Here is a 22,771-nt window from a genome sequence, read left to right as displayed (position 1 = left end):
GACGGCTTCCGCCCAAAAACCACCCGTTTTGTTTGGAATGGAGATGACAGGCTCACACATATAGAACTGCCCGATGGTGGTACCGCTACCAGTATGACCCACTGATAACTAATATCGGATTTTGAAGCCTTTTAAAGATCGGTCAAATGATCTCGAAAATTTCCTAACTGATCGGTATTACTCCGGTTGGGGCGCTTTTTTTGAACAGCATTTACTCTGCGACTACAGAATAAACAAGCAAGTTAACGGCGGTGGCAAAACATAGCGCTAGGAGAAAACTAATACCGACGTAAGAAAACGAATAATTTTCAAACGCTCATTTCATTTAGCGTACCAAAATAAAAATCCATGTAAATGCAGCAAAAAGTAGTGCAATCAAAACCGCAGCTGATCCTATATCCTTCGCACGGCCACTGAGCTCATGCCACTCACTACCTACGCGATCAACTACAGCTTCCACGGCTGAATTCATAAGCTCAACGATGACAATCAGTACTAAGCTACCGATCATCATTAGCTGTTCTAATTCATTGACCGGCAAGAAAAAAGTGATCGCAATTAGAATGATAGAAGCGACGATTTCTTGCCTAAAGGCGGCTTCATTTTTCCATGCAGCCTGAAGGCCTTTCATTGAATAACCTGTAGCGTAAAATAAACGACTTATTCCTGTACGGCCTGGTTTCATAAAGTGAGTAACCTAATAGTTAATAATGAGATAATAAAAATGTCGATAGCTTGAGTTGACTCTCATCTTATTAAAAAGTGCTATCGGATGTAGCATACTGTATCTATCTATTATTTTTCTATATGAAAATTCATTGCCATGTCACTTTTTTGAAATAATACAAAGTTGATGTTATCTCTATTAACAAAAATCGCCATAGTAATGATTAAAATTTAGACGGCCCCTTTAGTCATGAATACTAATTAAAAGTTAAATAGAGCATTAAATACGGATCTTTTTGTAAATACACCACTGTTACTTAGTCGATTAAACCTGATGAACCTAAGCACTCAGGTTCAATGAACATATTTCTATTTTTTATGTAACAGCATATTTTTTAAATAATTGTGGTCAGTCCAGTGGCTCATTATCACAATGGCGGCTATATGGCTTATCGTTGCCAGCATCGTTAGATTTGCGAGCGCTCCATGCAATTCGCTGAGCCAGCCATTTGCCCATAATATGTCCAGTTGTGTTGCCCAGTCGCTAAGTCCTGTTAGGAGGAGGCCAGACCACAAAATCCAGGCCATCACAGCTCCAGCTGGGTTGTGCCCTTCATGGTGATCTTCTTTTGTTTCTATTACTTGCTTTATGTGAATAAACGCATTGTGTATTGAAGGCTTAAAGGCAGACAAGCGAGCAGGGGAATGGACAATAAGACCCCAAATGAGACGAAGGCATATCGTGATCATCAGTAGATAGCCAATCCATTGGTGTGTTTTACTACCTTCTTCTGTTATGAGGTAGTTGGTTAAGAAAGATCCCGCCACAATCCAATGTGTCAAGCGAACAAATAGATCCCATTTGTAAGTTTTAGGCATTTTAGCGTTCCTCTATTTTGTTTATATTATCAAGATTGAAATGGATTTCTGTCGTTTAATTAATCTAAATAAATCCCGCCACTCTTAATTCTGTCAGTGTTCGATAAAGGAATTTGCCATATTAATCTTAAGAAAAACTTAAGACATTTAACGCATGAAGATAAAATAGGCGATAGTTTTTCGTTTTACAAAATGAAATGGAACTTATTTATTTTATCAATGCCTTAACGTATTATCTAATCATTCATTCAATCTTAATAGTTGTCGAAATTTATGCTAAATAAAATCAAACCCTACTTAGGGCCTCTCTATCCAATTGCTGCTGTATTCGTGGTGGGGTTAGTTATCTTTTTTGTTTCTCGTTTAGGACTGGCTATCTGGCATTTTGAACGGGTGAGTGATGCTGGTGGATGGCTGACCATTTTCTTAAGTGGTCTGCGAGTTGATATTGTTTCTCTTTGTTATTTGCTTATTCTACCAGCGTTGTTATCTAGCCTACTGTCTGGCGATCATGCTGTCGGTCGGGTTTGGCATTGGTTTTTACGTGTGTGGATTACCGGCGGCTTGTGGCTGATTGTTTACATGGAAGCAGCAACACCGCCGTTTATTATCGAGTACGATCTGCGACCTAATCGAATTTTTATCGAATATCTCATTTATCCCAAAGAAGTTTTCAGTATGCTTTGGAGTGGCTATAAATTTGAACTTTTCCTTGGTGCCGTAGTTTCCACGTTCACACTTTTTGTCGGTTGGAAATGGAGCAAGCAGCTTGTTTCGAACTTAAGCTTTCCTAAATGGTATTGGCGTCCGCTGATTGCTATTTTTGTTGTGGCTATTGGTATTTTGGGGGCGCGTTCTTCACTGGGACACCGTCCATTAAATCCGGCGATGGTGGCTTTTTCTAGTGACCCTTTGGTGAATGATTTAACGTTAAACTCCTCATTTTCAGCGATTTTTGCTGCCAAACAGATGAAATCTGAAGCGAGTGCTTTCGAGTTTTACCCGAAAATGGATAAGCAGGAGATCGTCCAAGAAATTCGTGCATCCATGAATGTCGACAATAAAGACTTTGTCTCTGCACAACAACCTAGCATGGCAATGCACCAAGCGACCTATCAAGGCCAGCCTAAAAATATCGTAATCCTATTGCTTGAAAGTCACGGTGCACGTTATGTTAGCCGCCTTGGTGGTATCGATGCGTCACCCAATATCGATAAACTGATTGATGAGGGGTGGGCATTCACCCGTTTGTACGCAACGGGAACGCGTTCTGTTCGTGGTATTGAAGCGGTGACCACTGGGTTTTCTCCGACACCTGCTCGTTCGGTGGTCAAGCTAGGTAAAAGCCAAACGAATTTCTTTTCAATTGCGGATTTATTAAAGTCTCGAAATTACCACACACAATTTATTTACGGTGGTGAAAGCCACTTTGACAATATGAAGAGTTTCTTCTTAGGTAACGGTTTTGTCGATATGCAAGACTTCCCAACTTTTGATTCGCCTAAATATGTTGGTTCATGGGGCGCGTCAGATGGAGATCTCTACAATAAGGCAGATCAGCAATTTACGAAGATGAGTCGTGAAGGTAAACCGTTCTTTAGCTTAGTTTTTAGCTCATCGAACCACAGCCCATTTGAATACCCTGATAACGTGATTGAACCGTATAATGAGCCAAAGCAAACGGTGGAAAATGCGGTGAAATATGCAGACTATGCGCTTGGACAGTTCATTGAAAAAGCGAAAAAGTCACCATATTGGGATAACACGGTGTTTGTTGCTGTGGCAGATCATGATGCTAGAACACAGGGTAATCAGCCAGTACCAGTCGATTACTTTCGAATTCCAGCGGTGATTTTTGGTGGCGGCATTGAACACCGCATTGACGATCGTCTAGTTAGTCAAATTTACCTTGCACCCACACTGCTTTCTTTGGCCGGTATCAGTAGCCAAAACCCAATGATTGGGTTCGATTTAACTCATGATGTTCCTGCTGAGAAGCAGCGAGTAATGATGCAGCGAGATAAAAACTATGGCTATATGACAGCAGACAACCAACTGGTTGTTATTCGGCCTGAGCAAGGTATTTCTACTTATCAATATGATTTTAAATCAGATACCTTGACAGAAAAAGAGTTGGATCCAGAAGTGGTTAAACGTGCCCATGCCAATGCTATGTGGGGAAGCTTAGCGTTTAAAGAAAACTACTACACCGCATCTGATTCATATTGATTATATTTTTATCCACCTACAGCGTTATGCGATAAATCAGTACCCAAAAGTGGCTGAGAAACATAAACTGGTTGGACTTAAACAAGTTTAGCCAGTTTGTGAGACGCAAAATGTTAGAAAAAGAGAACCTGATTAAACTTGCGCGTATGCCAATGCCGTTTGGTAAGTATGCAGGGCGAGCGCTTATCGACTTACCAGAAGAGTATTTGCTGTGGTTTGATAAGAAGGGCTTCCCTGAAGGGGAGCTCGGGCGTTTGCTGCAACTTTGCTTAGCGTTGAAAATTGAAGGATTGGATAGCGTGGTTAAGCCACTAAAGCGTATGTGATCTAGTGGCTAACCGCGTTATTTTTTCATCAGTTTGGCGAGATCGGCAAAGGGGTTATAGGTCGCGCTTTGATGATCGTCTAATCTCGCAACAGGCTCAGCGCCAAATCGGTCGTGGTCTGAATATTTAGAGTGCTCATGATCGTGACAATAGAGGCATAAAAGCTCCCAGTTACTGCCATCTTCAGGGTTATTGGTGTGATCGTGATCTTTGTGGTGCACAGTTAATTCTCGTAAATTTGAATAAACGAATTCACGCGCGCAATTGCCACACACCCAAGGGTAAAGTTTAAGTGCTTTTTCTCGGTAACCGCTCTCTTTACGAGCATAATTGGCACTTGAACCATAAAAATCTGACGACATGTTAATTCCAACCATTGATTAAAAATACTTTTTCGATATTAAAAACCAAAAATCTGCGCTAATCAAAGTTTGTGTGATTTATTTTAATGCACGCCCTCACACCTTAGCGTAAGTGTCACTTTTACCACTCAATCTCAATCGGCGTGCCTTCTTTGACTAGGCTCAAAAATTCATCCATTTCTGAGTTAGTCAGTGCAATACACCCATTAGTCCAATCAAAACTTTGCACATATTCTGGTCGTTGCTTGTCGCCATTTTTTAGACCATGGATTTTTATATCACCACCGGGATTGATGTTTAAGCGCTGTGCATGCACTTTATCTTGATGATTCGGGTAACTGATATGAATCGAACGATAATAGCCAGAATCATTACTGATAGCTTCAAGATAGTATCGACCTTCTGGAGTACGTTGATCGCCTTCTTGCTGTTTATGTCCTTTGGGTTCTTTACCCAAGGCAATTCGATACTCTTGAATGATCTGCTGTCCCGAGATTAAGTACATGCGACGCTTAGATTTATCCACTTTGACCAGATCAATCTCAGCCGCTGCGCTGTTGAGTGAAAAACATAGAAACAAAAGTAGCCTAAAGTATCGGGTCATAAGAGAGTGTCAGTACTGATAATGTGGCAAATAGAGAAACATTATGCAGCGGAAGAATGAACGTGGCTAGTTGTCAATGTTGTCTTGTAAATAAGACAATACTAAAAATAATAGGGTTAACCATGTAATAAATGGAAACAGAATCTCAAAAATGTAGGTTAACTCTAGGATGTAAAAACATAGAGTGCAAATTTGCGGCCGACTTAACAGCGACCTTTTTAAGAGTTTGATTGCACATGATCTTTTGTCTAATTTTGCAATGAAAATTATTAAAATGTCAGGCCGCTCATATGTTCTCCCGTACTTTACTCAAACAGATTTCTTCTGCTCGCAACCACCGTATGCTCGCGGAAGCAACGTTTGATTTTCTTCAAAGTTTCATTTCTCCCAAATCAATGCGGATCTTTCATGCCCCAACATTAAACAAGCGCCATGAGTCATTATTTGAGTACAACTTACCGACTGCTCTGCAAAATTATCCAAATACCTTTTGGAATTGGGCCGCACAATTTGACACCTCAGATGGTCTAATTCCACTAGCGATCAACACCTGCAATTGGGACTACCGTAGTGTGATGGGCGGTGAGTCTTATCTTTTTATGTTAGATAACCACCCTGATTTAAGAACCTATTTGCTGCTTGAGGCAATTGATAACGTCAACATTCATGCGAAAACAGAATCCGGAGAGCTCGATTGTTTGCAACTGATTGCGGCTCGTTGGCAATGTCTTCGCGCGGAATCTGAAGCGGCAAAAGAGTTTAAAAATAGAGATATCCGCGAAGCAAAGTATTTGGATGAAATTAAACAGCGCGAAATGTTCATTGATAACATGAAGCTGGTTCATCAATTAGCGATTGAACTGGCTAACCCAGACAATTTAGATGCACTGCACAGAGCGGCCGTTGATGTAACGAAAACACGCTTAGGATTTGATCGAGCCGCTTTTTTAGTTCTTGATATGAAAAAACGTTGTTTTAGCGGAACTTATGGTACGGATGAAAGCGGAAAAACGGTGAGCGAACACCATACCCAATACGATTTGCACCAGCTAGAAGAAAGTTATTTAAGCGGTCTTTCTGATGATACCAAAAGTTTGGTGTTGATCGACGATGCCCCTCTATACACGGCAGGAAATGTGGTAGGACAAGGGTGGAATGGGATGTTAATCCTACGTGATGGTAATGAAACCATTGGTTGGATCGCGATTGATAACTACATTAATCGACAGCCCATAACTGAATACCAAAAGCAGATGTTGGAATCTTTTGGTTCATTGCTTGCGCAAATTTATATTCGCAAGCGTCAGGAGCAAAATGTTCGCATGTTGCATGCGAGCATGGTTGAACTGTCACGTTGTATGACGGTGAGTGACGTGTGCAAATCGGCGGTCAGTTTTGCGATTAACCGCATGGGCATTGATCGGATGGCAGTGTTTTTGACCGATAAACACTGCTCGTACATTCAAGGAACGTGGGGAACCGATATCCAAGGCAACATTGTGGATGAATCGTATTTTCGTTCTGGGACCACCAATAATATGATTGTTGATATGGCCAAAGCCAACCCCAATGAGGTGGTGTTTGAAGAGTCAGTCCCTATTTATCATGACAGCAACATTGTTGGTTTTGGCTGGACAGCCATGACCATGCTTACCAACAATGGCGAACCTATTGCTTTTATTGCTGCGGACAATTTGATCCGCCGCTCACCACTGACTTCACAACTGCGAGAAGTGATCCGCATGTTCGCCTCGAATTTAACCGAAGTATTGATGCGCACCAGTGCTCAGCAGGCGATCAGTGAACTGAATGAGAATTTAGAAATTGAGGTGCGTAACCGTACCTATGAGTTACAAAAAGTGAACGACAAACTGGACTTAATGGCCAAAATGGATCCATTAACTCGCCTTGGAAATCGTCGGATGTTAGCTCATTTATTGGAACGCATCGGTTCGAGAGTACAAAATGAGACCGTAAGTTATGGTTTAATTTTGCTTGATATTGATCACTTTGGTTTATTTAATAATTACTACGGTCACTTGGAAGGGGATATTGCTTTGATTCGTATTGGCCATATTCTCAACCAACATGCTCAGGCAGAGAATGAACTCTTTTGCCGAATTGGTGGTGAAGAATTTATATTGTTGGTGGCCAACCGCGATGCAGCAGAAGTGAAAGCGTTGGCTGAAAGCATACGCTTTAGTATTGAACGAGAGCAGATTGAACATAGTGAGAACCCTGATGGTGACTGCTTAAGTGTCTCGATTGGTTACACTATTGCCCAGTACCTTCCCAGTGAACTTAAGTTTGAGGAGATGTACAGCAAAGCAGATAAGGCACTTTACCAAGCAAAAGATAATGGTAGAAACCAAGTCGTTGGTTACTCTGAGCAAAAACACCATGCTCGAAGTGATAAAGTCGCCGCGCCAAATTCATAGTGTTGGCGCGGCGAGTCATGGCAAGGATAATGAGAACAGCAGATTATTCAGTCTGAGAGGTAATATTCAACCGTTGAAACGACGCGTACTTTTTTGATGTAAGGAGTATTGTTATCACGATCCACAATACTAAATTGTCCCTGTGAAGCGCGTTTAATCTTGCCAAGTGAGCTTTGCGAATCTTTGGCAAATTTCTCTGCGACTTCTCTTGCTTGTTTGGTCGCTTCTTCAATCATGTCGGGTTTGATTTCATTCAGTCCAGAGAATGAATAATCAACGCGGTTGTTGTAAGGATCTTGATTAAAAACGATGCCTTGTTTTCCTAAATTGCCGAGCTTATTAATGGCCTCGCGCACTAGGTCAACTTGATTGCTGTACACCGTAATGGTTTGGTTCGCTAAATAACGAAACTCGACTAAATTTTCTCCACCATACTGCTGTGCTTTTTTGTCGATCACCGCTGGCGATGATAGCGAGACACTTTTTTCATCAATGCCTTGTTGAGCTAAAAATGCGGTAACCAGTTGGCTCTGTTTTTCAATCGTGTTGAACATGGTGGGTAAATCATTATCGGCCACACTAAATTGGATCGGCCAAACAACGGTGTCGGCGGGATATTCTCGCTCTGATAATCCTTTAACGGTCACCACGCGCTCATACTCTTTATATTTCACAGCCGTTTGCTGCACAAAGTAACCGAGGGTTGCGAGCCCGAGTATTAAACTCAAACCGATGATCAATGAAGCGCTACTTTTTATTTGCATGCCTTGTTTTCCTTTTGTTGGCAACAGTCCCAAAATGACTTGAAGTCACAGCGGCTAGTCGTTTGGATATAACAACACACCTTAGATTTGATATTGTGATTTCGACAGCTATTTTCGGTTAGAGTTTTGCCAGAGATTCTAACTTTTTATTCTGGCGCTTAGTTTGCTTTTTTTGAATGGCATCAATCATAGAGATTAACGCTGAGCCATCCCAATCACTTTTCTGAGGTGCGTACAAAGTTTTAAGTTGCTGGTTGACTTGTGCATCTAGTGCGGTTTTCTCTTCATCACTTAATATGACTGAATCGCGCCAGAGGGTGAAGTAATAGCTGATTTTGGCACCATCTTGGCTTTGTACCGCTTCTTTTAACTGTTGATATGGGTGGCCTTCAAGCGGTTGATGATGAGTGTTGGTTCCCAGTGCTGCTGTCTGTGGCGCGTTACGAAATGACCAAGCAACGACCATAGTAGCCATCCATAACAGTGCAAAAAATGCGGTAAAGTAGGGCCAGTATCCTGCATCTTTAATGGTGACGGTTTGTACTGTTGGTGGTGTCAGCACAGAGGTGGATGGGTTGAGTAATTCACCTGGCGAAACCTCTAGCTTTAATCCTTTGGCTTGCGCGCTTTGCTGAGATTCGTTTTTGGTGTCCCACCAACTGACGGTGAGATCCGCTAGCTCAACCTTACCGACGGTTTTTGGGATGAGTACTTGTTTTAGCGTCATTTGCACATCGCCATTATCTAAGCTTTTAAACTGAGGCTTTTCAGCATAGAGCCGAATTGAGTCTGGATATTGCACTGAGAGGTTAGGCAACTGCGTCTGCGTAAGGTCTTTCACTGTCAGAATCCATTCACGAGTCAACGATTCACCTACTTTGGTTTTAAAGCTCTCGGCGGTGATGATCTGCCCTGTGGCATCTCGCCACGTTTGGTTGAGTGTTAGTTTTGGTGTAGGTAGCCAAGTGCCTTGATAGCTATCTGGTTTCGGCAGTACGGTGAGCGAAAAGGTTTTGGCCGGAATATCGACTTGCAGCAAGCGGGTGCTGCCCGTTTGGTTGTTACCATAGATGAGGCCAGCTTTAAACGCAGGGCCGGATAACGTGAAAGTTCCTGCCTCTTGGGCCGTGACTCTAAATTTTTGGTCTACAACGGTGACTTCAACCCCATCCAATAAGCTTTGGTATTGGTTAGCTTCTCCCTCGGTCGTCAGTTCTAATCCTTGTACAGCGGGTGGTGTAATTTGTGGATTTTGCAGCCTTCTTGGGTCAGCTTTGATGATTAGGCGAGCATTGAGAAAAGTGCTTTCACTCGGGTAGAGTTTGCTACGTTCTAGATCGGCTTGTATTTCAACAAGGTCAGATTGCTTGGGCGCTTCACCATCAGCGATAACTTGAATCGCGATCGGTTGAGTAGTTGCCCCATTGACGCTAAAACTAGGAATGGTCAGTATGCCGAGTTTGTTGGCTGCCAACGATACATTCCATTCACTGCGCGTGCTGCGATCGCCATTGATGATGTTCACCGAAGTACCAAAACTTGGGCGGCCGAGAAAAAAATCGCCTTCTAACACCTTAAAGTTGATCGCATCGGTCGATACTTTTTCATCGGCAACAATTCGTAATTGGAATACTTCATTTTTCGCGACCTTATTTTTACTGACGCTGGCGTAAAGTGCAGCCGCGTTAGCGGCCGAGCTCAGTAGAGCAACAGAAACTAGGCTGATAATCGCAGCCCAAAATGAACGCTTGATCGATTTCATACTTACCACTTCTTGCTGTTATTTTGTGGAGGTTGTGCTTGGTCTTCTTGCCGTTGTCTTGCTTGTAGCAACAATTGTGCTTTGAGTAAGCCACTAGGATCTCGTGCACTTTCGACTTGTTCTAGCTTACGAAGTTGCGGGTCAACGGTTTGGCTATCGCCTTGCTGTTGCGATTGCTTTTGTGTTTGCTGCTCAGAGGCTTCTTTGTCACTGACCTCATCTTCGTTGTTCATTGATTCATTTGTTTGAGTTGCTTCAGTCGGCTGTTGAGAGGCAGGCGATTCATCCGCCGTGTTGGCCTTGGATCGCTCACCTTGCTCATCTTTACTTTGTGCCGATTGAGGCGAAGACTGAGAGTCGTCGTTCTGCGGTGAGCCATCGCTTTGGTCGTCAGGTTTATCTCCGGTTTGTTCGCCATCTTGTTGTTGTGCATCGTTTTTATTCTGTTCATTATTTTTATTTTCCGACCGATTTTGATCTTGATTTGGATCGGAAGGCTCACCAGACTGTTGCTGTTGCTGTTGCTGTTGCTGTTGCTGTTGCTGTTGCTGTTGCTGTTGCTGCGCTTTTTTTACGATTTCCAAATTATGCTGAGCATCTTTATGGTTTGGGTCGCGCTTTAACACCTCTTCATACAAGGTTTGGGCCTTTTCCAATTCTCCATTTTGCGCGTAGGCGTTGGCCAAGTTGTATTGCACTCGCACATTGTCTTGTGGCAGTTGAGAGAGGGTCTCCACCGCTGCCTGATATTCTCCAGCCTGATATTGAGCGATGCCTTTCCACTCTAAGTCTGTAAATTGTTCACTGGCCGCTTGATACTCCTTTGCATCAAACGCTTTTTTGGCTTGTTGATTGCTATTTAGCCAAGGAGAAGCCTGTACACTATTGCTGTGCAGTGTAGGGATGAAGAGCAGTAATAAAGAAAAAATGACGCCACGGCGAAACAAAAGCAAACACGGGATAATGAGGAGCAGCACTAACCAATAGCCATTGTTAACGCGCTCTTTCACCATTTGTTGACTCTTGGTTGTACTGTGTGGTTGTTCGTTTTGGTCTAGCTTAGCGATCATTGCGACATCGCTATTGTCTAAGCTGATTGGCGTAAATAATCCATTTATATTCTGCACGAGCGACTGCATATTGGCAAAGTTGGTCTTGGCCACTACGGTCTGCCCTTGTGCATTTTTCAGTAAGCTGCCATCGCTGAGCGTAATGGGCGCGCCCGCTTGTGTACCAATGCCTAAGATCACTAATTTCCAACGCGTATTGGTAAGCTGTGTTTCAATCTGAGCTTGCTCTTGTGAGTCGATGTCATCGGTCAATAACACAATGTCACCTTGTGCAAGGCCGGCATTTTTCATCATGTCGATGGCTAATTGAACCGCGCGAGCTGCATCTGCGCCGGGGTAGGGCATAATATCGGGTGATAGATTGGGCACTAAGTTGCTTAGGGTTGCGGTGTCGGTGGTTAATGGGCTAACGGTATAGGCATCACCAGCATAGGCGACAAGCCCTGTACTACCTTCTTGCCATTGTGTGAGTAAGTCGAGCGCTTTATAACGCGCTTGCGTTAAGCGGTTGGGTTTTATATCAGTAGCGTACATCGATAGTGACATGTCCATCACTAATACGCGCGCGTTACTATTGCTGTAACTGGGGCGTGTTTGAGATTCAAAACTCGGACCAGCTAGCGCCAGTACTGCGAGCAGCCAACTGACGCTGATGATCACGATGGCCGCGTTATGCTTTTTATCGCTCAAACCCATTGCCTTAGCCAGATGAGGTGCTATCAAAGAGTGTCGTTTGGCACGCAACGTGAACCAGCCCAGCAGCAGTGCTAAGGGGAATAGTGCGGTTAACCACCAAGGTGTAAGAAAAACAAACTCAGACATGATTTCTCCTTAGTAGCGCTAAGAGTACAGAAAGCGCGAGCGCTATCGCCAACGGATAACCAAACCATTCGCTTTGTGGACGCCAAGTTTGGCTTGCTTGGCTTATGGGTTCTAATTGATTAATGGTGTTGTATATTTTGGCCAGATCTTGGCTATTTCGTGCGCGAAAATATTGGCCACCAGTCATGGTCGCTATTTGTGTTAACGTCTTCTCATCTAAATCTTCCGCGGTATTGATTTTTCGAGTCATAAAAAACTCTTTGACCATCATTTCGCCAGCGCCAACACCGACTGTGTAAATGGTGGCATTGTATTTTTGGGCAATTTTCGCAGCTTCGATTGGGTCGAGCACGCCAGCGGTATTGCTGCCATCGCTGAGTAAAATCATCACCCGCTGTGGGGCATCACTATCGATAAACGTTTTGGTCGCAAGTCCAATCCCTTCACCAATGGCGGTTTGGGTGCCGATCAGCTTAAGGACGGCTTGATTAAGCTGCTGGCGAATGGTGTTTTTATCCAGAGTCAGAGGCGTTTGTAGATAGGCGTGATCGGCAAATAAGACTAACCCAAGGCGATCGCCTTCTCGCTTGTCAATAAAATCAGAGAGCACATTTTTAACGGCGCTCAAACGATCAATGTACTGATCGCCAAGCAGCATATCTTCTTGGCTCATGGAGTCAGAGAGGTCAACCACCAGCATCAGATCTCGGTGTTTGGGCTGAGCAATAACCGGGTCGCCAAACCACACTGGACGGGCTGCGGCGATCAATACTAAGCACCAAATAACGCTCGCAATGATTTTAGCGATGATCTGGTTTGGTGCTTGACGCTGATTATCTTTAGGAAGGTAGGGCAGGTGAATCGCTGCCCTTTCTTTTGCTGGTGGTAAGAATCGATAAACGACCAGCGGGAGTGGCAGCAGACATAGCATCCACCACCACAATAACTCTATATTTGCCAAAGCCTAGCTATCTCCGTTTTTTAGGCGGCAAAGCATCATTAACCCATTGATAGCAGTGATTAATCAGCTCTTGACTGTTTTCTGTTTTCTGCTTTTGGTATAACGCTTGCTGCCACAATGTTTCATTGGGAACAAAAAGAGGGTAAGAAATTTGTGAATCTAAAAAGGTGTACCACTCTTTGCCGGTAAGATGTGCGATTTCCATACGAGGGTAGTAACAAAGCGCGGCTTGACGAAGTAGCTCAATCGCTGAAGAAGGAGTTAAATGCCCAAATTGGGGGTTGAGTAAACGCAGCGCCGTTTTTTTCGGGGCTAAGCGTTTACGACGCCAACGAATGGCTAACACCAGAATCAGCAGACAGAGCAGTATGCCCGCCGCGCTTGCCCACCATCCCCAAGCCAAGGGAAACCAAGAGGGTAGCTCAGGCAGTTGCATCGCGCTTAAATCTAAAAGTGTAGCTATTGATGATTCCTTCATTCTTTATATCCGGATAGTTGTTGCAACAAAGGTTTCTCACTAGAGAGTGAGGTATAAGAAATTGCCATAGTTTGACTCAATGATTTTAGTTTTTCTTTTTGAGATTCAAAGGCTTTTTTTAACCCTAAGCGCGTACTATTTTTCGAAAAGTTGAGCCAGCTCGTCTGTTGGCCATCGGTTACGCGTTCTACACCGCGAAATTGGGTCTCTCCTTGCTCTAATGGATCGTAAATGTGCACAATTTTTACACGATTATGTCGCTGCAATTGGTTGAGTATTGGTTGTAATGTGGCATTGAAATGGACGAAGTCACTGATCAAAATCACTTCACTGCCTTTAGGGCACAAACGATTCAACGCAGTTAGGCCGCGCTGCATGCTGTGTGATTTCGTTTTATCAAGCTCCAGCAGCTGTTGGTTTTGTAGTGTCACCAACTGTTGCAACAGCTGTAATGGCCCTTTTTGGCGGCTAGTCGGTTTTAACTCAACCAGTGTCGAACCAGTATCAATCACCGCGCCCACTCGGTCCTTATTGGCAATGCTTAACCAACTTAGCAAGCTTGCCATGTGCGCCGCTTGCACTGATTTGAGCATTAACTGCGATCCAAACTGCATAGAGCGGCTCAGATCAACGTAAAGAATGACGGGTTTTTCTCGTTCTTCACTGAACAGTTTGGTATGAGGCTTTCCCGTACGCGCAGTAACGCGCCAGTCGATGGTCCGAATATCATCTCCTGCTTGGTATTGCCTGACCTCAGCAAAGTCCATTCCTCGGCCGAGTTGCTTGCTCTGATGCTGCCCCAATACTTGCGTCCATAAACTTTTAGCAGGTGGCAGCCAGCGAATAGCGTGCTGCTTGTAAGGCAACAGTTCAGCCAATGAAAGTGTGACACCCGTACTAAACGGTGGAAGTGACTCTTGCATAGTAAACCTTAGTCTTAGTGCTAAGCACTACCAACCAGTGAAAGTAAGTGAGTGATAACTTGGTTGGGATGTACGCCCTCAGCCTGTGCTTGGTAGCTCAATAATAGACGGTGGCGCAAAACCGGAAATACCATCGCTTGAACATCTTCAGGGCTGACAAAATCACGCCCACTGAGCCATGCATGAGCGCGAGCGCATCGATCAAGCGCGATGGTTGCTCGCGGGCTGACGCCCATCTCTAGCCATAGTGCCAACGAGGCATCGTAGTCTGCGGGTTTACGTGTTGCCATGATCAGGCGAATAATATATTGCTCAATAGGTTCGGCCATGTGAATGTTCAGCACCGCTTGTCGAGCACTGAAAATATCGCTTTGGCTTAATGTTGGCGGAGAGACTTTCTCAATTCCCTGCGCTTCCCCGCGGTTCAAACGTAAAATGGCGAGTTCATTTTCAGCGTCTGGATAATCAACATTTAAATGCAATAAAAAACGATCCAACTGCGCTTCGGGTAGAGGATAAGTACCCTCTTGCTCGATCGGGTTTTGGGTAGCCATCACTAAAAAAAGTTCAGGTAACGGGTAGGTTTTTCGACCTGCCGTGATCTGTTTTTCGGCCATCGCCTCGAGCATCGCAGCTTGTACTTTGGCTGGAGCGCGGTTGATTTCATCAGCCAATACTAATGAGTTAAAAATCGGGCCCGCTTGAAAAGTGAACTCACCTGTTTCAGGGCGGAAGATATCGGTACCGGTTAAATCGGCGGGGAGCAGATCAGGCGTAAATTGGATTCGATGAAAATCACCTTCTATGCAATCGGCGAGTGATTTCACGGCACGGGTTTTTGCAAGGCCAGGAGGCCCCTCGACCAAAATGTGCCCATCAGCAAGAAGTGCAACTAATAACTGTTTAACCAAACCTGTCTGGCCTATGACTTGCTGATTTAAATAGTGTTGTAGCGATTGAAACGCGTGCGATGGCATTGAATGGGTCTCCTGCTGTTTTGCTGAATTAGTAATTTATTGATTCGAAAAGTTCCATGAAAAGTGTGATACATCAACTGATTGGCGAATTATTATCCATTTGGCGAAACGAAAGAATGTTTGGTCACCATACTCGACTATGCTTAGGAACAACCATTGTTGGCCATGATCACATTCTACGTGAAGATAAATCGATTCTATCGATAAATTTCTCAAGAGAGAGGGTTTGTTGCCGATACAAAAAAGTTATTCATGACAAGCCAATAATAAAGAGCGCAAATAATGTTCAAACTTAATTCGATGAGTATTAAGCAAAAGGTTGTATTAGGAATTACGTTCGCGGTACTCGCTTCGACGGTTATCGTTGGTGTAATGGCGCAGCGTCAAGCTCGAGAGGTACTGGAGCACCGATTAATTGATATCGAACTTCCCTCGTTACTTGATCAAATCAGTAGCCAGATAGATCGAGAAGTATCGCAATTGCTCTTTTCTGCTGAGCAACTAGCCAATAATGAATTCATCAAGCAAGCCGTTCAGACGACCGATATTAATGCTGACGCTGAGGCGATGCTGATTAAGCAGCTCAATAATGTACGCGATCAATATTCGTTAAATGATGCTTCTGTGGCTAACCGAAAAACGGCGTATTACTGGAACCAAAATGGTTTTCTGCGTCAGCTTAATCAACAGCAAGATGGCTGGTTTTTTGGTTTTACGCAATCGGGACAAAAGACCATGGTCAGTATGTTCCAAGAGGCGGGTGGCGAAGTAAAAATGTTTGCCAACTACCAAAATGTCAGTGGCGATACGATGTCTGGTTTGTCGAAATCAATGGATGACATGGTGAACCTGCTCAATGGATTTAAAATCGAGGACACAGGTTTTGTCTTTTTGACCAACTCGAAAGGGGAAGTGCAAATCCATCGCCAAAAAGAGAAAGCTAAAGCCTCATTAGCACAATTGTACGGCTCAAACGCAAACCAACTATTGAATAAAAGCCGCTTCAACCTGATTTCGACAACCTATCAAAACCAAGATGTTTTTGTCGCTAGTGTCTACGTGAAATCGATGGACTGGTTTGTGATTGGTTCAGTACCTGTGTCGGAAGTCTTCGCCGAATTAAATGCCGTTGCGCAAAAAATGTTGTTCACAACCTTAGCTGTGGCGGGTTTATTTATTTTGATGGGTCTTTTTCTCGCTAATAGTATTGCCAACCCAATTAAACAGATTGCACAACGCTTTACCGATTTAGGTAAAGGCGATGGTGATTTATCGCAACGGATTGAGGTATTGGGCCGCGATGAAATCGCTCAATTATCAGCGGGCTTCAACGGTTTTATTGAGAAGATTCATCAATCGATGAAAGAAGTCGCTTCTACCAGCCATGCATTGCAGTCGGCGGCGGGTCGGGTGTCGGAAAAATCGACGCGAACTCATGACAATAGCCAAGAACAGCGTGACCAAACTATACAAGTGGTGGCGGCGATCAATCAAATGGGGGCCACTATCAGTGAAATTGCTTCTAACGCGGCGACGGCAGCTGAAACAGCAAATCACGCGGCTGATAACACTGAAGTAGGACGTGAAGTGGTAAGCAAAGCCAAAGATGCCATCAGTCGTTTAGCCGCGGATATCGAAAATACGGGTAAAGTGGTGGAGCAGCTAGCATCGACCACTCAAGATATTGGCTCTATTTTAGGTGTTATCCGTGGTATTTCTGAACAAACCAACTTGCTGGCATTAAACGCTGCAATTGAAGCGGCGAGAGCTGGAGAGCAAGGCCGAGGTTTTGCTGTGGTGGCAGACGAAGTACGCAATTTGGCCAGCCGCACGGCCTCTTCAACGGAAGAAATTCAAAAGATGATCAATCAATTACAAAACGATGTAAAAGATGCGGTCTCGGCGATGTCTTCCGGTAAGGCTGTTACACAGGAAGGGGTTGACGCTTCCGATGAAGCGGTGAACGTTTTAGTGAATATTTCAAACAGGATCCACGATATTTCCGATCGGAACACTCAGGTTGCCACGGCGACTGAAGAGCAATCAACGGTGGTGCACACAATCAATCAAAATATTGAAGAGATCAACGCCATTAATGAAGTGACCACCAGCACCGCAGAAGAGTTGGCAGAAGCGAGCCAAGAGCTGCGTGATCTGTCTGGCCGTTTAGATAAAATGGTGGGTAGCTTTAAGCTCTAGAATCATGAGGGGGAAATCGGTACACTTCCCCCATTACGTTTATGTTTAGGTAAGTAAAATGAGTGATTTCGAAAAAGAGTTAGCACAATTGTCGCAACAGGTGGCGGGTGAACCTGAAGTGAAACTGCCTTCGTTGGAAGAGCAAAAAGCGATTGTGGCTGAGCTTAAGCAGCTAGAAGCGGAAGGCAAGCTGACGCCAGAAGTGCTGGAAAAGCATTTTGGACAGTTCTTTACAGAAACGGATACTCCCGTCCATTAATTCAAACCCACTTTATTTAATTTAGAGCACACAAGTTTATTTAGAGTACACAATAGTATTTAGAGTACACAATAGTATTTAGGGCACACAGTAGTGGTGCCCTTTTTTATCAGAAAACGTTATTGAGTCATAGGAAGCTGTTGCGCGATATCTTCGAGTGCCTGTTGAAGGATCTCTGTCGTTTGCGCGCCTGAGATAAGATGGCGTTGCTCAATGATCAAGGCTGGCACAGCTTGAATTCCTGCCTCTAACCACTGTTGCTCTGTGACAGAAACGGTTTTCGCCCACGACTCATCAGTTAAAACTGCGCGGCAGATTTCTCTGTCTAAACCAAGGCTCTGTACTAGGTCGAGCAAGACATCATCGTCATCTAAGGCTTGCCCGAAAGTGAAATAAGCACGAAATAGTGCCATTTCCAGCTCTAATTGTTTTCCTTGGCTATTCGCCCACATTAATAATTGATGCGCTTTACGGGTATTATAAATACGCATGTCGTCACTGAAATTGAATTGAAAGCCGACTTCTTGCCCTAAGGCGCTGAGGGTTTGGCGTGCTTGTAAACTTGCTTCTATCGACGTGCCATATTTTTTGGCTAAATGTTGCTGTAGGTGTTCACCACCTATAGGCATAGCAGGGTTGAGTTCAAAAGGGTGCCAATGGATGTCTGCATCGATGGTATCGCTGAGAGCCAGCAGCGCTTGCTCTAACCGCTTATAGCCAATGATGCACCAAGGGCAGACAACATCTGACACGATATCAATGCGTAGTTTTTTCATTTTCTTCCCTACCGCGATTGGCAATTCACTGACCTTAATTATAGCGAGATTATCAGCATAAACTGTGACTTGTTGTGTAGCCCTTTGGAAAGCTAGGCGCTTTTTTATCGCTCTACGCCTTTTCTCTCATACAAACAATATTGCAATAAGGCTGATGGAATTGCTGAAACGCTCTCTATACTCTAAAAACGTTAAATGCAGAGAATTAAACTGCGCTTTGAGAAACAAGTGACGTATTGTGAGGTTTCGCCTCTTTCAACTTGTGAGTTAACCATGATGAACAGGGACATTGACGTATGACAAATGTTCAACCAACCGATGTGATTTTGCATGCTTTTGATTGGCCGTATCGTTTAGTCGCTGAGCGTGCAGAGCAAATTTTCCAACTGGGTTATAAAACGGTGTTGATTTCACCGCCGATGAAATCGTTCAAAACCGCTCAAGGTACAAAATGGTGGCAACGTTACCAGCCACAAGATTATCGCATCATTGATAATCAACTGGGCAATACCCATGATTTTAAACAGATGGTTGAAACCTTAACCGCATTAGGCTTGCGAATTTATGCCGATGTAGTGTTCAACCATATGGCCAACGAATTCATATCACTAATTTGCTGAATAGCATCGCGGATTTTCAGCAGAGCATTATTCGCTTCTTCGGCACGGCTGACCGCCTCAGCTGCCGTTGTTTTACTCTGATTCATCGCATTGGCAACAGAAGTAGCGCTCGACTGCAACTTCTCAATCATATTACGGATCTCCGTCGTGGATTGCTGCGTTCTTTGCGCCAGCGTACGCACTTCGTCTGCAACGACCGCAAAGCCTCGGCCTGACTCTCCAGCCCGAGCCGCCTCTATCGCTGCGTTTAGTGCCAGCAAGTTGGTTTGGTCGGCAATGTCGTTGATCACTTTCAAAATGGTTTCGATGTTTGCCGTTGCATTTTCTAGTGCACTTACCTCTGTTACTGCTTCATCAATACGCGTCGAAAGATTATCAATCGCTTGAGTGGTTTGGGTCACAACATTGGTACCAAATTCTGTCGCATCATCAGCATCTTTTGCCGCCGACGCCGCGCCTTGCGCGTTGTTGGCGACATCGCCAGAAGTGGTGGCCATCTCATGCATGGCTGTGGCTAATTGCTCAAGTTCATGCAGTTGATCACGCATCGCTTCGGCCGATTCTTGCAACCCCATCGAGGTCATTTCCGAACCGCGTAAAATTTCTGAACCGATGGCTTTAGACTGGGTAATTTGTTGTTGTAAGGCTTCAGTAAAGGTATTGAAACCGACCGCTAATACCGAGAATTCTTTATCCGTGTCGGTGGCTAAGCGTTGGGTTAAGTCACCACTACCAGAGGCAACGTTCTGTATTGCATTATTGAGTGCATCAAGCGGTTTCATCAACAGACGGATAAGCACAAGCAGTATCGCAATACTGAAGACTAAAGCGATTAACGTATAGATGATCGAACTGTTGCGCAGTGTTGCTAAAGACGCATAGGCGATCTCTTCATCCAAAACGACACCGACATACCAGTCCTCTCCAGGGACTTTTGAAAAATCGAGTGTGTAGTGTTTGCCATCAATCAGCACTTGTTTAGGCTCTTCGGCGATAACGGCATTGCCTAAGTATTCTTTCATTGGCTTGCCGTTCATCTCTGCTCGGGGGTGGGCTATGGTTGTGCCGTCGGATGAAACAATAAACACATAGCCTGCATCAAATAATTTTACGGTGTTGACCAATTCTGCTAACCCAGCAAGGCTAACATCGTAGAAGATGGCACCGATAAATTTGCCGTTATCTTTAACTGGGGTAGCAATAGACACCAATATTTCATTAGTGGCAGAGTCGGCGTAAGGCGCAGTAATAATCAGTTTGTCGGCGTTTTTTGCATCAATATACCAAGGGCGCACGCGTGGATTCCATGATGCGCCTGGGTTCCAAGTAGGATCATTACTGATGTAAGAGCCATCACTCTCAAAACCGACCCCAGCCAGTAAAAAAGTTTGTTTGACAATCGGCCTTGTGATGACCTTAGACATACTTTCTCGGTTAATGTCGACTTCCAACATGCTAGTGGCGTAAGCGGCAATGGCCTTGCGGCTATTGATCTCTGCACCAGCTGTATTGCTAACCCCATCCACTATTTCAGTTACACTCGCTTCAACTTGTGACTTCACTTCTTTTTGGACGGTGAAGTATTGTTGTATCGTCAGCAGAGTAACGGTGACCAACAGCAGCAAAGATGACGCCGCGACGATCTTATGGCTGAATTTCATGGCAATCCCTTCCATCAATAAATATTAATATTATTAATAAATGTATAGTTAGGGATTGATCATTCAGCCAGTAAACAATCCATTTTTAAGCGAAAAATTACAAATTTCGCCCGAGAACTAAAAGCGCAAGTTGTTGGCACTCTTGTTCATTTCCTTGGAAAAGCTCATCGACGATTTGGTTCAGCTTGATGCCAGACAGTTTGCGCTTTTGTGCCTCACGAACACGTAGTGCTATTTGACATTCAATTGGTAGCTCACTTACTTGATGTGGTTGCCACGCTGATAGCTTTTCGCTGAAGTTGTTTAACGATAATTTGGGTTTAAAATGCGTGGCTTCACTTTTTAGTACATGAAGAAGGTGCGAATAGATTTCATCGTTAGGTTGACATTGACTCAGGTGATCACAAGCGGCTTGGCTCAGTTCAGATAAGGTGACGTAACCCGCTTGATGGGAAAAATCGGCGGTTAAACGTACTGAAAAATCGACACGCTGCCACTGCGTATTAGGAAAAATAGTCAGCGAGCATAAACAGTCAAAAGGGATCCAAAAACTCTGCTTTGCTTCAACTGAATATTCATGTTTGCCAAGTTTACACAGTACTAATCCGCTCATTACTCGAATCAAACTGTGTTTGATGGCTTTCTTGCGAGGGGTGATAACTAAGTTAGCAGACAGTAAGGCTTCAAATTGAATCGCGTAGTTCATGGTACTTCTCACTGATTTTGGGGCGCTAAGAGTACCTTGTCTCACAGAAAATGCCAAATATGCGAACTAAAATCACCTTATTCTGGTCTGACCTTAGTGAATCTGTTACGACTGTAGCTGCGAGCTACGTCAACTATGCGTAGAATGAGCCAGCTTTTTATTTGATGTATGAATATATGACCACCACAACTGATCCTTATGTAGATATCCGTCCTTACAACGACGATGAGATTCCAGCGGCTATTGACCGCTTAATCAATGATGAAGAATTTATCTCAGCTATTTTGCAACATCGTTTTGACAAACGATCTGCTTGGCTAAAATCGATACTGAGCCCTTTTGTAAAAGCATACTTAAAGTTTAAATGGGCCAAACTCACGTCCGTGGAAGCAATCCAACTTGAAGTGAAGAAATACCTCACGAAAACACTAGAATCAACGACACAAGGTGTCACCTTCAGTGGTCTCGATAAATTGGATAAACAGACGGCTTATTTATTTATCTCGAACCACCGTGATATCGCGATGGACCCAGCATTGGTCAATTATGGTCTGTATATGTCTGGGCATAAAACTGTGCGTATTGCGATTGGTGATAACTTATTGAAAAAGCCTTGTGCTACAGAGCTGATGCGTCTTAATAAGAGCTTTATTGTGAAACGCTCGGCTAAAGGCCCGCGCGAGATGATGAAAGCGCTCAGTACCTTATCTGCTTACATTAAACACTCACTTGAAACTGGAAATTCTATCTGGATAGCGCAAAAAGAGGGACGAGCAAAAGATGGTAACGATTTTACCGATCCAGCCATTTTGAAAATGTTCCATGTGGAAGGGCGCAAGCAGAAAATAGAGTTTGCTCAGTATATTCAATCGCTCAAAATTGTCCCGGTCGCGATTTCATATGAAAACGATCCGTGCGATATGGCCAAAGCGTGTGAGTTGTATGAAAAAGCGACGCATGGGCGTTATGAAAAAGGGGAATTTGAAGATATTGAAAGCATTGTCCAAGGCATTGTCGGTGAGAAAGGCCGAGTGCATGTTGGCTTTGGTGAAGTGATTACTCAAGCATTTGAAACGCCAGAAGCATTGGCGCAAGAGATTGATCGCCAAATTCACGCAAACTACAAATTATTCCCGATAAATAAGTTAGCGGCTGGGATAGAAAGTAGTGATATCACGCCAGATATCCGCGCTCACTTAGAAAGCAAGCTGACTCAGATCCCTGAAGGGGCACAGCGCTATTTACTCGATAGCTACGCCAACCCAGTAAAGAATCAGCAATAATTATTA

The 22,771-nt window shown here is 44.0% G+C and carries 19 protein-coding genes and 2 pseudogenes; 7 read left to right on the top strand and 14 right to left on the bottom strand.

Going from position 1 to position 22,771, the window contains the following annotated elements:
* Positions 1 to 325: 325 nt before the first annotated feature.
* Together AACR75_RS10065 and AACR75_RS10060 are read right to left on the bottom strand one after the other, a co-directional pair.
* The gene (locus AACR75_RS10065) at positions 326 to 685 is read right to left on the bottom strand and encodes a diacylglycerol kinase (RefSeq protein WP_013868010.1); all 360 of its coding nucleotides are present in this window, start codon (positions 683 to 685) and stop codon (positions 326 to 328) included.
* 350 nt (positions 686 to 1,035) lie between these two features.
* Positions 1,036 to 1,545 carry a cytochrome b/b6 domain-containing protein gene (locus AACR75_RS10060; RefSeq protein WP_047689989.1) on the bottom strand — a complete coding sequence of 170 codons (510 nt, stop codon included), beginning with the start codon at positions 1,543 to 1,545 and terminating at the stop codon, positions 1,036 to 1,038.
* A gap of 273 nt (positions 1,546 to 1,818) precedes the next feature.
* On the opposite strand from AACR75_RS10060, the gene AACR75_RS10055 reads away from it, so the two are divergent.
* Positions 1,819 to 3,774, top strand: coding sequence for an LTA synthase family protein (locus tag AACR75_RS10055; protein ID WP_047689986.1), 1,956 nt, complete (start codon positions 1,819 to 1,821; stop codon positions 3,772 to 3,774).
* Between the two features lie 110 nt (positions 3,775 to 3,884).
* Positions 3,885 to 4,100, top strand: a complete 216-nt coding sequence (locus tag AACR75_RS10050) for a DUF3820 family protein (protein WP_026028221.1) — start codon at positions 3,885 to 3,887, stop codon at positions 4,098 to 4,100.
* Between the two features lie 17 nt (positions 4,101 to 4,117).
* Here AACR75_RS10050 and AACR75_RS10045 read toward each other — a convergent pair whose 3' ends face one another.
* Together AACR75_RS10045 and AACR75_RS10040 are read right to left on the bottom strand one after the other, a co-directional pair.
* Positions 4,118 to 4,462 (bottom strand): YajD family HNH nuclease, encoded by a 345-nt coding sequence (locus AACR75_RS10045; protein WP_010318547.1) that lies wholly within the window; start codon positions 4,460 to 4,462, stop codon positions 4,118 to 4,120.
* A gap of 121 nt (positions 4,463 to 4,583) precedes the next feature.
* Complete coding sequence (locus tag AACR75_RS10040) at positions 4,584 to 5,066, bottom strand: L,D-transpeptidase family protein (protein WP_013868005.1); 483 nt, start codon at positions 5,064 to 5,066, stop codon at positions 4,584 to 4,586.
* A 290-nt stretch (positions 5,067 to 5,356) separates the two neighbouring features.
* Here AACR75_RS10040 and AACR75_RS10035 point away from each other — a divergent pair, with 290 nt between their 5' ends.
* The gene (locus AACR75_RS10035) at positions 5,357 to 7,504 is read left to right on the top strand and encodes a GGDEF domain-containing protein (RefSeq protein ID WP_047689983.1); all 2,148 of its coding nucleotides are present in this window, start codon (positions 5,357 to 5,359) and stop codon (positions 7,502 to 7,504) included.
* A gap of 47 nt (positions 7,505 to 7,551) precedes the next feature.
* Here the strand turns inward: AACR75_RS10035 and AACR75_RS10030 are convergent, their stop codons facing one another.
* The 7 genes from AACR75_RS10030 to AACR75_RS10000 all read right to left on the bottom strand — a co-directional run bounded on the left by AACR75_RS10030 (position 7,552) and on the right by AACR75_RS10000 (position 15,261).
* Positions 7,552 to 8,268 carry an SIMPL domain-containing protein gene (locus AACR75_RS10030; protein WP_026027736.1) on the bottom strand — a complete coding sequence of 239 codons (717 nt, stop codon included), beginning with the start codon at positions 8,266 to 8,268 and terminating at the stop codon, positions 7,552 to 7,554.
* Between the two features lie 118 nt (positions 8,269 to 8,386).
* Positions 8,387 to 10,039: a BatD family protein gene (locus AACR75_RS10025; RefSeq protein ID WP_047689980.1), complete on the bottom strand. Its 1,653-nt coding sequence runs from the start codon at positions 10,037 to 10,039 to the stop codon at positions 8,387 to 8,389.
* Complete coding sequence (locus AACR75_RS10020; RefSeq protein ID WP_047689977.1) at positions 10,033 to 11,922, bottom strand: vWA domain-containing protein; 1,890 nt, start codon at positions 11,920 to 11,922, stop codon at positions 10,033 to 10,035. Before AACR75_RS10020 ends, AACR75_RS10025 begins: the two co-directional genes overlap by 7 nt.
* On the bottom strand, positions 11,915 to 12,883 hold the full coding sequence (locus AACR75_RS10015; protein WP_047689975.1) for a vWA domain-containing protein: 969 nt from the start codon (positions 12,881 to 12,883) through the stop codon (positions 11,915 to 11,917). The genes AACR75_RS10020 and AACR75_RS10015 overlap by 8 nt, the downstream gene beginning before the upstream one ends.
* Positions 12,884 to 12,890: 7 nt before the next feature.
* Entirely contained in the window at positions 12,891 to 13,361 is a 471-nt protein-coding gene (locus tag AACR75_RS10010) for a DUF4381 domain-containing protein (protein WP_013867999.1), read from the bottom strand.
* Positions 13,358 to 14,284, bottom strand: a complete 927-nt coding sequence (locus AACR75_RS10005; RefSeq protein ID WP_047689973.1) for a DUF58 domain-containing protein — start codon at positions 14,282 to 14,284, stop codon at positions 13,358 to 13,360. Before AACR75_RS10005 ends, AACR75_RS10010 begins: the two co-directional genes overlap by 4 nt.
* A 20-nt stretch (positions 14,285 to 14,304) precedes the next feature.
* Positions 14,305 to 15,261 carry an AAA family ATPase gene (locus AACR75_RS10000; RefSeq protein ID WP_013867997.1) on the bottom strand — a complete coding sequence of 319 codons (957 nt, stop codon included), beginning with the start codon at positions 15,259 to 15,261 and terminating at the stop codon, positions 14,305 to 14,307.
* Positions 15,262 to 15,543: 282 nt separating this feature from the next.
* Here AACR75_RS10000 and AACR75_RS09995 point away from each other — a divergent pair, with 282 nt between their 5' ends.
* Together AACR75_RS09995 and AACR75_RS09990 are read left to right on the top strand one after the other, a co-directional pair.
* On the top strand, positions 15,544 to 17,460 hold the full coding sequence (locus tag AACR75_RS09995) for a methyl-accepting chemotaxis protein (RefSeq protein WP_047689971.1): 1,917 nt from the start codon (positions 15,544 to 15,546) through the stop codon (positions 17,458 to 17,460).
* A gap of 58 nt (positions 17,461 to 17,518) precedes the next feature.
* A complete protein-coding gene (locus AACR75_RS09990; protein ID WP_013867995.1) occupies positions 17,519 to 17,719 on the top strand; it encodes a restriction endonuclease subunit S in 201 nt (66 codons plus the stop codon).
* A gap of 119 nt (positions 17,720 to 17,838) precedes the next feature.
* On the opposite strand, the gene AACR75_RS09985 is transcribed toward AACR75_RS09990, so the two are convergent.
* Positions 17,839 to 18,519, bottom strand: coding sequence for a DsbA family oxidoreductase (locus AACR75_RS09985; protein ID WP_013867994.1), 681 nt, complete (start codon positions 18,517 to 18,519; stop codon positions 17,839 to 17,841).
* A 272-nt stretch (positions 18,520 to 18,791) separates the two neighbouring features.
* Here AACR75_RS09985 and AACR75_RS09980 point away from each other — a divergent pair.
* Positions 18,792 to 19,094 (top strand): annotated as a pseudogene (locus AACR75_RS09980) (alpha-amylase family glycosyl hydrolase); the annotation flags it as partial.
* On the opposite strand, the pseudogene AACR75_RS09975 reads toward AACR75_RS09980, so the two are convergent.
* Both AACR75_RS09975 and AACR75_RS09970 read right to left on the bottom strand, forming a co-directional pair.
* Positions 19,094 to 20,776, bottom strand: a pseudogene (locus AACR75_RS09975) (methyl-accepting chemotaxis protein); the annotation flags it as partial. The pseudogenes AACR75_RS09980 and AACR75_RS09975 overlap by 1 nt on opposite strands.
* Positions 20,777 to 20,873: 97 nt before the next feature.
* A complete protein-coding gene (locus AACR75_RS09970) occupies positions 20,874 to 21,482 on the bottom strand; it encodes a hypothetical protein (RefSeq protein WP_017048979.1) in 609 nt (202 codons plus the stop codon).
* Between the two features lie 176 nt (positions 21,483 to 21,658).
* On the opposite strand from AACR75_RS09970, the gene AACR75_RS09965 reads away from it, so the two are divergent.
* On the top strand, positions 21,659 to 22,765 hold the full coding sequence (locus AACR75_RS09965; protein WP_026028217.1) for a 1-acyl-sn-glycerol-3-phosphate acyltransferase: 1,107 nt from the start codon (positions 21,659 to 21,661) through the stop codon (positions 22,763 to 22,765).
* Positions 22,766 to 22,771: the final 6 nt, after the last annotated feature.

Source organism: Vibrio sp. ZOR0018 (genome assembly GCF_963865925.1).
In the GTDB taxonomy this organism is placed as follows: domain Bacteria; phylum Pseudomonadota; class Gammaproteobacteria; order Enterobacterales; family Vibrionaceae; genus Vibrio; species Vibrio anguillarum.
This window is presented reverse-complemented; position numbering and strand designations above follow the sequence as displayed.

Bases quoted from the DNA above. Each gene is read 5' to 3' on its own strand.
- AACR75_RS10065 (WP_013868010.1), bottom strand. From the start codon at position 685: ATGAAACCAGGCCGTACAGGAATAAGTCGTTTATTTTACGCTACAGGT.
- AACR75_RS10060 (WP_047689989.1), bottom strand. From the start codon at position 1,545: ATGCCTAAAACTTACAAATGGGATCTATTTGTTCGCTTGACACATTGG.
- AACR75_RS10055 (WP_047689986.1), top strand. From the start codon at position 1,819: ATGCTAAATAAAATCAAACCCTACTTAGGGCCTCTCTATCCAATTGCT.
- AACR75_RS10050 (WP_026028221.1), top strand. From the start codon at position 3,885: ATGTTAGAAAAAGAGAACCTGATTAAACTTGCGCGTATGCCAATGCCG.
- AACR75_RS10045 (WP_010318547.1), bottom strand. From the start codon at position 4,462: ATGTCGTCAGATTTTTATGGTTCAAGTGCCAATTATGCTCGTAAAGAG.
- AACR75_RS10040 (WP_013868005.1), bottom strand. From the start codon at position 5,066: ATGACCCGATACTTTAGGCTACTTTTGTTTCTATGTTTTTCACTCAAC.
- AACR75_RS10035 (WP_047689983.1), top strand. From the start codon at position 5,357: ATGTTCTCCCGTACTTTACTCAAACAGATTTCTTCTGCTCGCAACCAC.
- AACR75_RS10030 (WP_026027736.1), bottom strand. From the start codon at position 8,268: ATGCAAATAAAAAGTAGCGCTTCATTGATCATCGGTTTGAGTTTAATA.
- AACR75_RS10020 (WP_047689977.1), bottom strand. From the start codon at position 11,922: ATGTCTGAGTTTGTTTTTCTTACACCTTGGTGGTTAACCGCACTATTC.
- AACR75_RS10010 (WP_013867999.1), bottom strand. From the start codon at position 13,361: ATGAAGGAATCATCAATAGCTACACTTTTAGATTTAAGCGCGATGCAA.
- AACR75_RS10005 (WP_047689973.1), bottom strand. From the start codon at position 14,284: ATGCAAGAGTCACTTCCACCGTTTAGTACGGGTGTCACACTTTCATTG.
- AACR75_RS10000 (WP_013867997.1), bottom strand. From the start codon at position 15,261: ATGCCATCGCACGCGTTTCAATCGCTACAACACTATTTAAATCAGCAA.
- AACR75_RS09995 (WP_047689971.1), top strand. From the start codon at position 15,544: ATGTTCAAACTTAATTCGATGAGTATTAAGCAAAAGGTTGTATTAGGA.
- AACR75_RS09990 (WP_013867995.1), top strand. From the start codon at position 17,519: ATGAGTGATTTCGAAAAAGAGTTAGCACAATTGTCGCAACAGGTGGCG.
- AACR75_RS09970 (WP_017048979.1), bottom strand. From the start codon at position 21,482: ATGAACTACGCGATTCAATTTGAAGCCTTACTGTCTGCTAACTTAGTT.
- AACR75_RS09965 (WP_026028217.1), top strand. From the start codon at position 21,659: ATGACCACCACAACTGATCCTTATGTAGATATCCGTCCTTACAACGAC.